The 13,724-nt window shown below is 57.3% G+C and carries 11 protein-coding genes; 7 read left to right on the forward strand and 4 right to left on the reverse strand.

From position 1 onward, the window contains the following. Positions 1-2 precede the first annotated feature (2 nt). From ntrC to hflX, 7 genes are all read left to right on the forward strand, one after another. Positions 3-1,442 carry a nitrogen regulation protein NR(I) gene (ntrC, locus tag HCG46_RS16235; protein ID WP_022998584.1) on the forward strand — a complete coding sequence of 480 codons (1,440 nt, stop codon included), beginning with the start codon at positions 3-5 and terminating at the stop codon, positions 1,440-1,442. Positions 1,443-1,823: 381 nt separating this feature from the next. Continuing rightward, complete coding sequence (locus tag HCG46_RS16240; RefSeq protein ID WP_152510741.1) at positions 1,824-4,088, forward strand: PAS domain-containing sensor histidine kinase; 2,265 nt, start codon at positions 1,824-1,826, stop codon at positions 4,086-4,088. Further along, positions 4,078-5,445, forward strand: a complete 1,368-nt coding sequence (locus tag HCG46_RS16245) for a sigma-54 dependent transcriptional regulator (RefSeq protein WP_022998586.1) — start codon at positions 4,078-4,080, stop codon at positions 5,443-5,445. The genes HCG46_RS16240 and HCG46_RS16245 overlap by 11 nt, the downstream gene beginning before the upstream one ends. A 50-nt stretch (positions 5,446-5,495) precedes the next feature. Then, on the forward strand, positions 5,496-6,872 hold the full coding sequence (gene trkA / locus HCG46_RS16250) for a Trk system potassium transporter TrkA (protein ID WP_022998587.1): 1,377 nt from the start codon (positions 5,496-5,498) through the stop codon (positions 6,870-6,872). Positions 6,873-6,975: 103 nt separating this feature from the next. Next, positions 6,976-7,839 (forward strand): D-amino-acid transaminase, encoded by an 864-nt coding sequence (locus HCG46_RS16255; RefSeq protein ID WP_022998588.1) that lies wholly within the window; start codon positions 6,976-6,978, stop codon positions 7,837-7,839. 187 nt (positions 7,840-8,026) lie between these two features. Next, positions 8,027-8,284, forward strand: a complete 258-nt coding sequence (gene hfq, locus HCG46_RS16260; RefSeq protein WP_173006241.1) for an RNA chaperone Hfq — start codon at positions 8,027-8,029, stop codon at positions 8,282-8,284. A 120-nt stretch (positions 8,285-8,404) separates the two neighbouring features. Further along, positions 8,405-9,685 carry a GTPase HflX gene (hflX, locus tag HCG46_RS16265; RefSeq protein WP_022998589.1) on the forward strand — a complete coding sequence of 427 codons (1,281 nt, stop codon included), beginning with the start codon at positions 8,405-8,407 and terminating at the stop codon, positions 9,683-9,685. Between the two features lie 39 nt (positions 9,686-9,724). Here the strand turns inward: hflX and mazG are convergent, their stop codons facing one another. From mazG to HCG46_RS16285, 4 genes are all read right to left on the reverse strand, one after another. Beyond that, on the reverse strand, positions 9,725-10,546 hold the full coding sequence (mazG, locus tag HCG46_RS16270) for a nucleoside triphosphate pyrophosphohydrolase (RefSeq protein ID WP_168686811.1): 822 nt from the start codon (positions 10,544-10,546) through the stop codon (positions 9,725-9,727). A 77-nt stretch (positions 10,547-10,623) separates the two neighbouring features. Next, positions 10,624-11,769: an ABC transporter permease gene (locus tag HCG46_RS16275; protein ID WP_075283187.1), complete on the reverse strand. Its 1,146-nt coding sequence runs from the start codon at positions 11,767-11,769 to the stop codon at positions 10,624-10,626. Then, entirely contained in the window at positions 11,766-12,635 is an 870-nt protein-coding gene (locus tag HCG46_RS16280) for an ABC transporter permease (protein WP_031268470.1), read from the reverse strand. Before HCG46_RS16280 ends, HCG46_RS16275 begins: the two co-directional genes overlap by 4 nt. A gap of 173 nt (positions 12,636-12,808) precedes the next feature. Continuing rightward, positions 12,809-13,615 carry an ABC transporter ATP-binding protein gene (locus HCG46_RS16285; protein ID WP_152507646.1) on the reverse strand — a complete coding sequence of 269 codons (807 nt, stop codon included), beginning with the start codon at positions 13,613-13,615 and terminating at the stop codon, positions 12,809-12,811. Positions 13,616-13,724 lie beyond the last annotated feature (109 nt).

The raw sequence follows: 13,724 nt of genomic DNA on the forward strand, positions 1-13,724 counted from the left end.
CCATGCCGACGGGCACGATTTTAGTTGCTGACGACGACGCAGCCATCCGCACCGTTCTCAACCAGGCCCTGTCCAGGGCTGGTTATACGGTGCGGCTGACTTCCAACGCCTCAACGCTCTGGAGATGGGTCTCATCCGGCGATGGCGATCTTGTGATCACCGACGTGGTCATGCCGGACGAAAATATCTTCGACGTGCTGCCACGCATGAAAAAGATGCGGCCGGAGTTGCCCGTTCTGGTGATGAGCGCACAGAACACCTTCATGACGGCCATCAAGGCGTCGGAAAAGGGGGCGTATGAATATCTGCCCAAGCCCTTCGACCTGAAGGAGCTGACCAGCATTGTTCAGCGCGCACTGGAAGAGCCGAAGAAGCGGCCGGCTGTCGACCTTGATGATGCGGGCGAGGGCATGCCTCTTGTGGGCCGTTCTCCCGCGATGCAGGAGATCTACCGGGTTCTTGCAAGGTTGATGCAGACCGACCTGACGGTGATGATCAACGGTGAATCCGGCACCGGCAAGGAACTTGTCGCAAGGGCGCTTCATGACTACGGCAAGCGGCGTAACGGACCGTTTGTTGCAATCAACATGGCGGCCATTCCACGGGACCTCATCGAAGCCGAGTTGTTCGGTCACGAGAAGGGCGCCTTTACCGGAGCACAGAACCGCAGCTCCGGCCGGTTTGAACAGGCAGATGGCGGTACATTGTTTCTGGACGAAATCGGCGACATGCCGATGGAAGCTCAAACCAGGTTGCTGCGCGTCTTGCAGCAGGGCGAATACACCACTGTCGGTGGTCGCACTCCGATCAAGACGGACGTCAGGATCATTGCTGCCACCAACAAGGACTTGCGGCACCTAATCAACCAGGGCCTCTTCCGCGAAGATCTTTATTTCCGGCTGAATGTGGTTCCAATCCGCCTGCCACCGTTGCGCGAGCGCGTGGAGGACATTCCGGATCTGGTGAGGCACTTCTTTACGCTCGTTGAAAAGGAGGGGCTGCCGGCAAAGCAGATCGACCAGGGAGCGCTCAATCTTCTGCGCCGGTATCGCTGGCCTGGAAACGTGCGCGAGCTGGAGAACCTCGTTCGTCGTTTGGCCGCGCTGTATCCGCAGGACGTGATCAGCGAAAACCTGCTGGAGCAGGAGTTGAGTCAGCCTTCGGTCTCGCCGATGGAAGAGGAATCCCAGGAGACCGTCAATCTCGGTGGGTCGGTCGAGCGATATCTATCCGGCTATTTCGACACATTCGGCGATGCCTTGCCGCCTCCCGGCCTCTATCACCGCATCCTGAGGGAAGTGGAGTATCCTCTGATCAGCGCAGCATTGGCGGCGACGCGCGGTAACCAGATCAAGGCGGCAGAGCTTCTCGGGGTCAACCGGAACACACTGCGCAAGAAGATCCGGGATCTCGACATCCAGGTGATGCGGTCCACCCGATAGTCTTTTCAGGACAGGTAGCAAATTGCTGCGGTCAGGCCGAAAGGTCTGGCCGCTTTTTGTTCCAGGTGCAGGTTGTCGTGACGAGTGGTCTAGTGATTCACAGAGTGGGAAACCGCTCAGGAGAGATTTTCGTCCTCAATATTAGCCTGGGTTCATGGGTTCATCTGAAGGAAAATTCCATTTTCAGGCAGGGAGTTCATTTTGTGAATGCTGCAAAAAAGAATAACGAATTCAGCAGCGTGCGATAAAGTGATCGCCTGTCCACCGCAAATTTTCTGCGCCTCTTCTGGTCTGTCGCAATTTCGCAACATTGTGTGATAAGTTTGCCGCAAATACAGCAAGACAGTCCGCATTTGGCGAGCTGAAATCAAAAGAGACCGAATGATACTGGAAGCAGTACAAGAACCCGTCGCTCAATCCAGCGCCGCAGGCAAATTCTGGCGGCGTGTGGGTCTTGCGATCATTCTGCTTGCCCTCGTTTCCATCGGTGTCACCTTCGTTATCCTGATGGGGTTGACGTCCATCGATCCCACGCGAGAAGTCATCATGGTCGCAATGACCATAAATGGCGCGCTCGCGGCAATTCTCGTAGGTGTAATCGCCTTCGAGATCCTGAAGTTGTGGCAAGCGCGGCGGCGCGGACGGGCTGCTGCTCGTCTTCATGTGCGGGTCGTGGCCCTGTTCAGCGTGGTTGCGGCTGTGCCGGCCGTTCTCATGGCCATTCTGGCGGCGATCACGCTGGACCGCGGCCTTGATCGCTGGTTCGAGGACCGGACGCGTCAGATCATCGACAACGCCCTTACCGTCGCTCAGGCCTATCTTCAGGAACACGCCAGAGTTCTGCGCGGCGACCTGATCGCCATGACCAACGATATCGACCGAGCGAAGGCGGTTTATGAATTCGAGCCGACCCGTTTCGATCAGTTCTTTGCCACGCAGGTTTCGCTTCGCGGTATCCTCGCGGCCTTTATCCTGAACGAGAACGGCGAGGTGGTTACCCGCGTCGTCATAGATCCCAACGCGGAAGTGCCGCTGCCGCCTGCCGACAGTTTCTTCAAGGCAAAGTCCGGGGATCCGATCCTGATCGCGCCTGGAAGTTCCAACCTTGTGGGCGGTGTCATGAAACTGTCCGCCTATGACAATTTCTATCTCTATGCCGTTCGCGCCATCGACCCGCGCGTTGTCGAATATCTGCGTCTTGCCGAGACGGGGGCTTCGCAATACCAGCAGATGGAGAATAGCCGCTTTGGTGTCCAGGTGGCCTTTGCTCTGGTCTATCTCGGCGTCGCTTTGGTGCTGCTCTTGTCGGCAATCTGGATAGGTTTCGGGTTTGCCAATCGACTTGTGTCGCCGATCCGAACGTTGATTTCGGCAGCGGACGAGGTGTCCAAAGGCAATCTCGTCGTCAAGGTTCCGACCGAGAAATCAGGTGGCGACCTCGCCAACCTGGGCGAAACCTTCAACAAGATGACCGGTCAGCTTCTCGGGCAGCGTGATGCACTTCTGGCGGCAAACGAACAGATCGATCGTCGTCGCCGCTTCAACGAAGCGGTTCTTTCCGGAGTGTCCACCGGCGTCATTGGCGTTGACGATGAAGCCTCGATCATGCTGATCAACCGCTCCGCCCTGGAATTGCTGCAACTGGATGAAGTGCAGATCCTGAACAAGTCTCTGATCGAGGTGGTGCCGGAGCTGAACGACTGCATTTCCGATGTCTTGAAGAATGACAGTGACAGGGTTCCGGAAACGCAGATCGAGATTGCGCGGGGCGGACGGCTGCGGACGATCAATGTGCGTATAACGAGGGAGCAGTCTACCCGGCGTGAGCATGGTTTTGTGGTGACGCTTGACGACATTACAGATCTGGTTTCGGCACAGCGCAATTCGGCCTGGGCGGATGTTGCCCGGCGCATCGCGCATGAGATCAAGAATCCGCTGACACCGATCCAGCTCTCGGCAGAACGCATCCGTCGCCGCTACGGCAAACGTATCGAGGAGGACCGGGAAGTCTTCGATCAATGCATCGACACCATTGTTCGGCAGGTGGGCGATATCGGCCAGATGGTGGACGAGTTCTCGTCCTTCGCCCGTATGCGCAAGCCAACGAAGACATCTGGAGATCTGCGCGAGGCGGTGCGCGATGCAGCGTTCATGCAGTCGGTGGCAAATCCGGAAATCAGCGTTACTGCGGATGTTCCGTCCAGTCCGGTAACGGCCGTCTTTGACGCGCGCCTGGTTGGTCAGGCCCTGACCAATGTGGTCAAGAATGCTGCAGAGGCGGTGAGTGCGCGTATCGGAGACGATTTGCCCAAAGGCAAGGTGACCGTGCATTTGCGCGGTGAACTGGAAGACGGCAGCGGCCGGATCGTGATTGATGTCATCGACAATGGCATCGGGCTGCCGGAAGAAAATCGCAGCCGGCTTTTGGAACCCTATATGACAACCCGGGAGAAGGGGACGGGCCTTGGCCTTGCTATCGTCCGCAAGATCCTGGAAGACCACGGCGGTGGCATCGAATTGCTCGACGCCCCCAAAACCAACCCAGAGGACACGGGCACGCTCGTTCGACTGACATTGGCAGCACATGCCGAGATCGAGCCGGAGACCGACCTGCAAAACCAGACTGTGACTGCCCATGGCGCATGATATTCTTGTCGTAGACGACGAAACCGATATTCGGGAAATGATTGCCGGCATCCTGGATGATGACGGTTATGGAACGCGGACCGCGCACGATTCAGACAGCGCCCTGGCCGCAGTGAAGGAGCGCAAGCCTTCGCTTGTCATTTTGGATATCTGGTTGATGGGAAGCCGCCTCGACGGCCTGGCTCTGCTCGATATCTTCCGTGAAACGGATCCTGAAATGCCGGTCGTGATCATCTCCGGTCACGGCAACATTGAAACAGCGGTCTCTGCCATCAAGCGCGGGGCCTACGATTACATCGAAAAGCCGTTCAAGGCAGACCGGCTGGTTCATATCGTCGAACGCGCTCTGGAGGCTTCCAGCCTGAAACGTGAAATCCGCGATCTGAAGCAGCGCAGCGGCGAAACCAGCGAAATCATTGGCAACTCCTCGGCTGCCCACAACCTTCGGCAAACCATCCAGAAGATTGCGGGAACGAACAGCCGTATCCTGATCGTCGGTCCTTCCGGTGCGGGCAAGGAGCGTGCTGCCCGGATGATCCACGACATGTCGCCGCGAGCCAAAAGCCCGTTCGTTGTGCTGAACGCTGCAACCATCACGCCGTCTCGGATGGAAGAAGAGCTCTTCGGTATCGAGGATGAAAACGGCAATCTGCGCAAGATTGGTGCGCTGGAAGAAGCCCATGGCGGTACGCTTTACCTCGACGAAGTCGCCGACATGCCCGCCGAGACCCAGGGAAAAATCCTGCGGGTTCTCGTGGAGCAGAGCTTCGCCCGTGTTGGCGGTACACAGAAGGTTCAGGTCGACATTCGTATCCTGTCCTCGACATCGAAAAATCTCGAGGAACACATTGCGTCGGGACTGTTCCGGCAGGATCTCTACCACCGTCTGAGCGTGGTTCCCCTGCGTGTGCCCGGTCTTGCAGAACGGCGTGAGGATATTCCGGTATTGGTGCATCACTTCATGCACCAGATTTCCGGTGCTTCAGGCATTCCGCAAAGGCCTATCGGTGATGACGCCATGGCGGTTCTGCAAACGCATGACTGGCCGGGCAACGTGCGTCAGCTACGTAACAACGTCGAACGTCTGATGATTCTGAGCCGTGGCGATCCGGACAGCACCATCACTGCGGATTTGCTGCCAGCGGAAATCGGAGAAACTCTGCCGAGCCTGCCCACGTCAGGTACGGGAGAACACCTGATGTCCGTGCCTCTGCGCGAGGCCCGGGAGATCTTCGAGCGTGAATATCTTCAGGCTCAAATCAAGAGATTTGACGGGAACATCTCGCGGACTGCCGAATTTGTCGGTATGGAACGGTCTGCGCTTCACCGGAAGCTGAAAACCCTGGGCATGACCTGAGGCACTTCGGGAAGCGATAGGTAACGGCAAGGCGGGAAAGGGATCTTTCCATGAAAATCGTGATTTGCGGCGCGGGGCAGGTGGGCTACGGCATTGCCGAGCGTCTGGCTGCGGAACAGAACGACGTGTCCGTGATCGATTCTTCTCCCCAACTGATCAACGCCATTGGCGATCAGCTGGACGTGCGTGGCTTTGTTGGGCATGGCGCGCATCCGGACGTTCTTGCACAGGCCGGGGCCGAAGAGGCCGACATGATTGTTGCCGTCACGCTTTATGACGAGGTCAACATGGTGGCCTGTCAGGTGGCGCATTCGCTCTTCAACGTTCCCACGAAGGTCGCCCGTATCCGGGCGCAATCCTATTTGCAGGGGCGCTGGCGCAATCTGTTTTCGCGCGACCACATGCCGATCGACGTGATCATCTCGCCAGAAATCGAAGTTGGCGAGATGGTACTGCGCCGTCTGGCGCTTCCAGGCGCCGTCGAGACTGTCCGGTTTGCCGACGACCAGGTTGTTGTCGTCGGGATCATGTGCGAGGAGGACTGCCCGGTGGTGGACACTCCATTGCGCCAGCTTACCGAACTCTTCCCGGACCTTGGGGCCGTTGTCGTCGGCCTTTATCGCAACAACAGGCTGTTTGTCCCCAAGAGCAGCGATTCCATTCTGACGGGTGATCTTGCCTATGTGGTTGCCCGCCGCGACCAGGTTCGCAGAACGCTGAGCATTTTCGGCCACGAGGAACCGGAAGCGGCCCGTGTCGTGATTTGTGGTGGCGGCAACATCGGGCTTTATGTCGCCAAGGCACTTGAACAGCGTCAGTCCGGAACAAAGATCAAGCTTATCGAAGCCTCCCGTGAGCGGGCGATGGCTGTTGCCGATGAGTTGAAGCGATCGGTCATCCTGCATGGCAGCGCGCTGGATCAGACGATCCTGAATGAAGCCGATGCCGGCGATGCCGATACCATGGTGGCTCTCACCAACGAGGATGAAGTCAACATTCTGTCGTCTGTCATGGCGAAGAAGCTTGGCTGCAAGCGCTCCTTGTCATTGTTGAACAATCCGAGTTACCCGGCTTTTGCCAACGCGTTGGGGATTGATGCGTTTATCAACCCGCGCGCCGTAACCATCTCTCGCATTCTCCAGCACGTGCGACGTGGTCGTATCCGGGGCGTTCATTCGCTTCAGAACGGGGCTGCGGAAATTGTCGAGGCGGAAGCACTTGATACGTCGCCGCTGGTCGGCAAGCCGCTTAGGGTTATCGATCTGCCGTCCGGTATCCGCATTGGTGCGGTTTTCCGCGGCGGCGAGGTGCTTACGCCTAATGGTGACCTGCAGATTCAGGCGCAAGACCGTATCGTGATCTTCGCGGTTGCGAACCGCGTGCGCCAGGTAGAACAGATGTTCCGCGTCAGCCTTGACTTCTTTTAAGGCTGAGTGGCTTCTTTCTGGCCTTGCTTTTGTCTGACCGAAAGGTCAAAACTTTCAAAAATACCAATCGGTTCGTTTCGAACCGTCCTGTTCTGGAGGAACCATGAGCCGGATTGCCTATGTCAACGGCCAGTATGTGCGTCATGCCGATGCTGCGGTGCATGTTGAAGACCGCGGTTATCAGTTTGCCGATGGCGTTTATGAAGTCTGTGAAGTCTGGCAGGGCAAGATCGTCGACGTTCCGCGGCATCTGGACCGCCTTGGCCGGTCCTTGAGTGAGCTGCGCATAGACTGGCCAATGGCCCGCAACGCCGTGGAATTCGTGCTGCATCAGGTAGTCCGTCGGAATCTTGTTCGCAACGGACTGGTTTATATTCAGGTGACGCGCGGTGTTTCCAAGCGCGATCACTTCTTCCCGCCGGCGCATGTTGCACCGTCGATCGTGGTGACCGCCCGTTCGTCCAGCCCGACTGCCGCCAAGGCACAGGCCGAACAGGGGATCTCGGTGTTCAGTTATCCGGAAAACCGTTGGCCGCGCGTCGATATCAAGACCGTTGCGCTTTTGCCGAACGTGCTGGCGAAACAGAACGCCAAGGAACAGGGCGGCAAGGAAGCCTGGTATGTGGATGCCGACGGCAATGTCACAGAAGGTGGATCGACCAACGCCTGGATCGTTACCAAGGAAGGCGTTTTGGTCACCCGGCCGGCCGAGAGCGGAATCCTGCGCGGTATTACACGTGCCGTGGTTCTTGATCTCGTCCAAAAGGAAGGGCTGACGTTTGAGGAAAGACCGTTTAGCCTTGAGGAAGCTTTCGATGCGAAGGAAGCTTTCGTCACGGCAGCGACGACTGTCGTGATGCCTGTGACACGTTTGGACGGCAGGATTATCGGAAACGGTCATCCTGGATCGGTGGCAACCCGATTGCGCGAATTGTTCCATACTGCTACTGATTTGCAGGCGGTATGATTCGATTGGCCTAATTGGGTCGAAAGTACGAAACTATTTTAGACCGAGGCAGACGGTCTTGACTGGTGGGCTATACGAAAAGCGGGCGGTGCGTCAAACATTAGTCATTGATACTGAACGGCTTTTGACGGTAGGCTGCTGAAACGCCGGATGCTCGGCCGCATCCGGGGCAAATAGGATAAAAAGACTGATGGCTGAGCGCGCACAAAATCTCCAAGACACTTTTCTTAATCACGTTCGCAAGCAAAAAACTCCTCTGACGATTTTTCTGATCAACGGTGTGAAATTGCAGGGTGTCGTGACATGGTTCGACAACTTCTGCGTTCTGCTGCGTCGTGATGGGCATTCCCAGCTGGTTTACAAACACGCGATTTCCACAATTATGCCAAACGGACCTGTTCAACTGTTCGATCAGGCTGAGGAAAACGCTGAAAAGGCAAGCTGATTGAAACCGAAGTCTCGCGCAGACGATTTTTCTAAATCCAACGGTTCCGAGGAACCTGGCCAGAAATCTCTAAGGTTGAAAGATACTGGGGTGGACCGTCTGCCCCAGCCCTTCCGTGCGATGATTCTGGAGCCGGTTCTGCAATTGCGTGGCGAATCCGCGCAGACAGAACTTCGCGGCAATCGCAGCCCGGAAGCGCGGCTGGAAGAAGCCCTCGGCCTCAGTGCTGCCATCAATCTCAATATCGCGCATTCCGGCGTTGTCCGGGTCAACAATCCCAAGCCTGCAACCCTGTTTGGCGATGGCAAGGTTGCCGAGCTTGCCGGGATCGTTGCAAGCGAGGACCTGGACCTCGTTGTCATAGATCATCCGCTCACCCCGGTTCAGCAGCGCAACCTTGAACGCCGGCTGAAGACCAAGGTCATCGACCGCACAGGTCTTATCCTGGAGATCTTCGGCGACAGGGCCCGCACCAAGGAAGGTCGGCTTCAGGTCGATCTGGCGCATCTGACCTGGCAGAAGAGCCGTCTCGTCCGCTCCTGGACCCACCTCGAGCGCCAGCGCGGCGGCGCAGGTTTCATGGGTGGTCCGGGTGAAACCCAGATCGAGGCCGACCGGCGCCAGATTCAGGACCGGATCATTGCGTTGCAGAAACAGCTGGAACAGGTTCGCCGGACGCGTGACCTGCACCGCAAGAAACGCAAGAAAATCCCGCAGCCGGTTGTTGCGCTGGTCGGTTATACCAATGCCGGTAAATCGACGCTTTTCAATCGGATGACCGAATCTGACGTTTTTGCCAAGGATCTTCTGTTCGCCACGCTCGATCCGACCCTTCGCAAGGTAGCCTTGCCGCATGGCAAGGAAGTCATCCTGTCGGATACGGTGGGGTTCATCTCCGATCTTCCGACCCACTTGGTCGCCGCATTCCGGGCGACGCTGGAAGAGGTGCTTGAAGCGGATCTCATTCTGCATGTGCGGGACATTTCGCATGCCGACACCGAAGCGCAGGCAGAAGACGTCAAGAAGACGCTAACCGATCTTGGTGTAGACGCGTTGACGGGCGCGCCGATCATCGAAGTCTGGAACAAGATCGACTGCCTTGATCCGGCTTACCGCGACAAGTTGCTGGAAGATGCCGGTGAAGAGGGGCCGATTGCCCTTTCCGCGCTGACCGGTGAAGGGATCGAGCAGCTTTATGCCCGTGTCGATGCTTTCATGGCGCAGCACGACGACATTCTGACTGTGAAGATCCCCGTTGCCGATGGCGCTTTGCTGGCGAAACTTTATCAGATGGCAGAGGTGCTGGAACGCACCGATGCCGAAGATTTCGTAACAGCGGAAGTGCGCGTTTCCGACAAGCAACGTGGCCCGTTTCGCGAGCTTTATGCCGCTTATCTTTAGCTAGCCTGATAGAAAGCCGGAACGAGCCGGGCAAGGGAACTATTTGTTCTTCGCTGCCTGCCACGCTGCTTCCATCTCATCCAGCGTCATAGCTTCAAGTGTCGTGTCCGTTTTCACTGCGTGAGCTTCAATGGCTGCAAAACGCTTGCGGAACTTCCGGTTTGTGCGCCTGAGAGATTCTTCCGGATCAATGTCCAGATGCCGGGCGAGGTTTGCAAGCGCGAACAACGTGTCACCGAGTTCGTCGGAGATCCGGTCTTTGTCCGGAACGGATTTGGCAAGTTCTTCGTCGAGTTCGTGAGTTTCTTCTCTGATCTTGTCCAGAACCAGTCTGGCATCGTTCCAGTCAAAACCAACCCTTGAAGCCCGTCGCTGCAGCTTGTCGGCTTCCTGAAGAGCCGGGAAGGAGGTCGGGACGTCGTCGAGAAATCCCTTTTTCGCTTCTTCGATGCCGAGCGCTTCCCTGGCGGACCTCTTTTCCGCTCGTTCTTCAGCCTTGATCCGTTCCCAGATACCTTTGACCAGTTCCGGTTTTTCTCCGTTTTCGTCACCGAAAACATGGGGGTGCCTGCGGATCAGTTTTTTTGTAATGCCTTCGACCACATCGCCAAAGTCGAAGTAGTTGTCTTCTTCAGCCATGCGTGCATGGTAGACGACCTGAAGCAACAGATCGCCGAGCTCCTCGCGCAGTTCCACCAGATCGTTCTTGGCAATGGCATCCGCGACTTCGTAGGCCTCTTCCAGCGTATAGGGCGCGATGGTCGCGAACGTCTGTTCCAGATCCCAGGGACAACCGGTCACAGGAGTTCTGAGCGCTGCCATGATTTCGATAAGGCGGGAAATGTCTCGGCTGGGAGTCATGGAGTGGAAACATCCTGTCTGCTTGTCATCCGGATGATGCCTTTTGGCATATCCCGGATGACAAGTGGAGAGGCAAATCACCCCCTGACGGACGGATGCCAGAAGGTGACGGCGCGTTCCAGGAGCGCGACGAGGCCGTAGAACAGCGATCCGGCGAGGGCGGCAACGGCGATTTCTGCCCAGACCATGTCAACGTTCATGCGGCCAACTTCCGTTGAGATGCGGAAACCCATGCCGACGATTGGTGTGCCGAAGAATTCCGCGACAATGGCACCGATCAGGGCGAGCGTCGAATTGATCTTCAGCGCATTGAAGATGAAGGGCATGGCCATCGGCAGACGCAGCTTGAAAAGCGTCTGCCAGTAGTTGGAGGCGTAGGTGCGCATCAGGTCGCGTTGCATGGCATCAGACGCGGCAAGGCCGGATACCGTGTTCACCAGCATCGGGAAGAAGGTCATGATGATCACGACCGCTGCCTTGGACGGCCAGTCGAAGCCGAACCACATCACCATGATGGGGGCGACACCGATGATCGGCAGTGCAGATACCAGATTGCCGATCGGCAGCAGTCCGCGGCGCAGGAACGGTACCCGGTCCACCAGAATGGCAGTGATGAACGCCGAACCACAACCGATGGCGTAACCGGCCAGAACGGCTTTCAGGAAAGTCTGGCGAAAGTCAGCCCACAACGTTGGCCCGGAATTGGTCAGGCGGACCCAGATTTCAGAAGGGGCCGGCAACAGAACCTTCGGAACGCCCGCGCCAGTGACCACGATTTGCCACAGTACCAGAAGAGTAATGCCAAAGAGTGCCGGAATGGCGAGGTTGATGAGCCGGGCTGCAAGTGGCGACAGGTTGCGCCATGTGGCAAGACGCTCAACGAAGAGCCATGCCGCTGCCCAGGTTGCTGCTACCAGGGCCCAGAAACCGAGCGTGGCCTGCCCGACGTGGTGCGAGGAAGTTGAGATCAGCAGCCAGGCAGCAATGGCGGTAATGATGCCGAGGACAAGGTCTCCAAAGGGGTTGCGCATGAAGCCTAGTTCGTAGCGCACACCGGCGATTGCCAGGATGACCAGGCAAAGGGCAAGACGCGGAACATCCATGATGCCGTAGTCCGGTCCGAAGATCGGACTGAACAGGCCAACTACCACCATGGCTACGATGAACCAGGCCAATAGTGCCGGCATATCGAGGCGGCTCTTTTTTGCGGTCATGGTGCTCATCCGGCCATCCCCATGCGTTTCAGCGTGCGCTTCTCGATCATGCCTATCAAGGCAACCAGGGACCCCGCCAAAAAGGCGGCCATCAGAAGTGCCGACCAGATCTGGACAGTCTGGCCGTAGTAGGAGCCGGCAAGCAAACGCGCGCCGAGACCGGCCACGGCACCTGTCGGCAGTTCACCGACGATCGCTCCGACGAGAGAGGCAGCCATGCCGATTTTCATCGAAGTGAAAAGGTAGGGCACTGCATAGGGCAGGCGCAGTTTCCAGAATGCCTGGAAGCGCGTCGCCGAATAGGTGTGCATCAGATCCATGTGAATGACTTCAGGTGATCTCAGTCCCTTCACCATGCCGACCGTGACCGGGAAGAAGGACAGGTATGTGGAGATCATCGCTTTGGGCAGCAAACCTGAGATCCCGACGGCGTTGAGAACGACGATGATCATCGGCGCGATGGCCAGAATGGGAATGGTTTGCGAGGAAATGACCCACGGCATCAACGATTTGTCGAGAACACGCGAATGAACGATGCCAATTGCCAGAAGAATGCCGAGTGTCGTGCCGATCAGAAACCCGAGAAGCGTCGAAGAGAGTGTGATGCCCGTATGATAGACCAGCGACCGTTTGGACGTGATCTTCTTGTTTACCGTCGTGTCCCAGATTTCAACAATCACCTGGTGCGGCGCAGGCAGGACCGGGCGCTCCTGGTAAAGCGTATCGGTGACCAGTTGAGAGAACCCGACATCACTTTGTCCGGCGCGCTCATACATGTCTTGCTGGAATGGGGTGTTAAGTGCGACTGCGGCGACATACCAGAGCGCTATGATCGCCAATACGACGACGGTGACCGGACCGACCGTTCCAGACATCAGACCGGCAAATGGGTTCGTGCTACGGGTCTGCGAGAGCGAGGCGTCAGTCATGTATCCGCGCCTTTCCCGCAATCGCAGAAATGCGCTGCCAAACCCTGGTCGCAAGACCATCAAGAGCCTGGATTTCCGCGGCAGGGTCGACATCCACAAATGTCGCGGGTCGATGCGATTTAGTCTTCATAGGAGTGCCCTGCCTTCAGTCCATCGCGCACCCGGTGGGCGATTTTCAGGAACTCCGGTGTCTCGCGAATATCAAGACTGCGGTTGCGAGGCAGATCGCTTTCGATCACGTCGTAGATACGGCCGGGGCGCGGGCACAGCACGACGATCTTGGTCGACAGGAACACCGCTTCCGGGATCGAGTGGGTTACGAAGACAACGGTCTTGTTGGTCTTGGCCCAAAGCTGCAGCAATTGTTCGTTGAGATGGTCGCGGACGATTTCGTCGAGCGCACCGAAAGGTTCGTCCATCAAGAGCAGATCCGGCTCGACGGCGAGGGCGCGGGCGATCGACGCGCGCTGCTGCATGCCGCCTGAAAGCTGCCAGGGATACTTCTTTTCGAAGCCGGTGAGGTTCACCAGCTCCATGTTTCGGGAAATCCGCTGTTGCTGTTCGGCCTTTGAAAGCCCCATGATTTCGAGAGGCAATGCCACGTTCTTGGCAATCGTGCGCCAGGGATAAAGGGCGGCTGCCTGAAAGACATAGCCATAGGCCCGATTGAGGCGTGCTTGTTCCGGAGAGACACCATTTACCGTGATGGACCCCGCGGTCGGCTTTTCAAGATCGGCGATAACCCTGAGCAATGTGGTCTTGCCGCAACCCGACGGACCGATGAAGGAAACGAAGTCTCCCTCTTCGATCTTCAGATCGATGTCTGAAAGCGCGTGAACCGGGCCGTCGTTGGTCTCGAATGTTAGCGAGAGGTTCTCGATATCGATCACCCGGTTAGGGCTGGCGCTTTGTTTGTTTTCCACCATTTCGGTGTCCTTTGCGCTGGCAAGTGCAGTCATCAAGTTCCTCGCGGCACGAGTCGGGTCCGGATTGACGTGTTCGTTTCTTGAAGGCCCCGCCTGTTGGAAAGGCGGG

This window comes from Labrenzia sp. PO1, from assembly GCF_012273635.1.
Taxonomy (GTDB): Bacteria; Pseudomonadota; Alphaproteobacteria; order Rhizobiales; family Stappiaceae; genus Roseibium; species Roseibium algicola.

Coding starts and splice junctions, on each gene's coding strand:
- ntrC (WP_022998584.1), top strand. CDS start 3: ATGCCGACGGGCACGATTTTAGTTGCTGACGACGACGCAGCCATCCGC.
- HCG46_RS16245 (WP_022998586.1), top strand. CDS start 4,078: ATGGCGCATGATATTCTTGTCGTAGACGACGAAACCGATATTCGGGAA.
- HCG46_RS16275 (WP_075283187.1), bottom strand. CDS start 11,769: ATGAGCACCATGACCGCAAAAAAGAGCCGCCTCGATATGCCGGCACTA.
- trkA (WP_022998587.1), top strand. CDS start 5,496: ATGAAAATCGTGATTTGCGGCGCGGGGCAGGTGGGCTACGGCATTGCC.
- HCG46_RS16280 (WP_031268470.1), bottom strand. CDS start 12,635: ATGTCTGGAACGGTCGGTCCGGTCACCGTCGTCGTATTGGCGATCATA.
- mazG (WP_168686811.1), bottom strand. CDS start 10,546: ATGACTCCCAGCCGAGACATTTCCCGCCTTATCGAAATCATGGCAGCG.
- hflX (WP_022998589.1), top strand. CDS start 8,405: ATGATTCTGGAGCCGGTTCTGCAATTGCGTGGCGAATCCGCGCAGACA.
- HCG46_RS16255 (WP_022998588.1), top strand. CDS start 6,976: ATGAGCCGGATTGCCTATGTCAACGGCCAGTATGTGCGTCATGCCGAT.
- HCG46_RS16240 (WP_152510741.1), top strand. CDS start 1,824: ATGATACTGGAAGCAGTACAAGAACCCGTCGCTCAATCCAGCGCCGCA.
- HCG46_RS16285 (WP_152507646.1), bottom strand. CDS start 13,615: ATGGTGGAAAACAAACAAAGCGCCAGCCCTAACCGGGTGATCGATATC.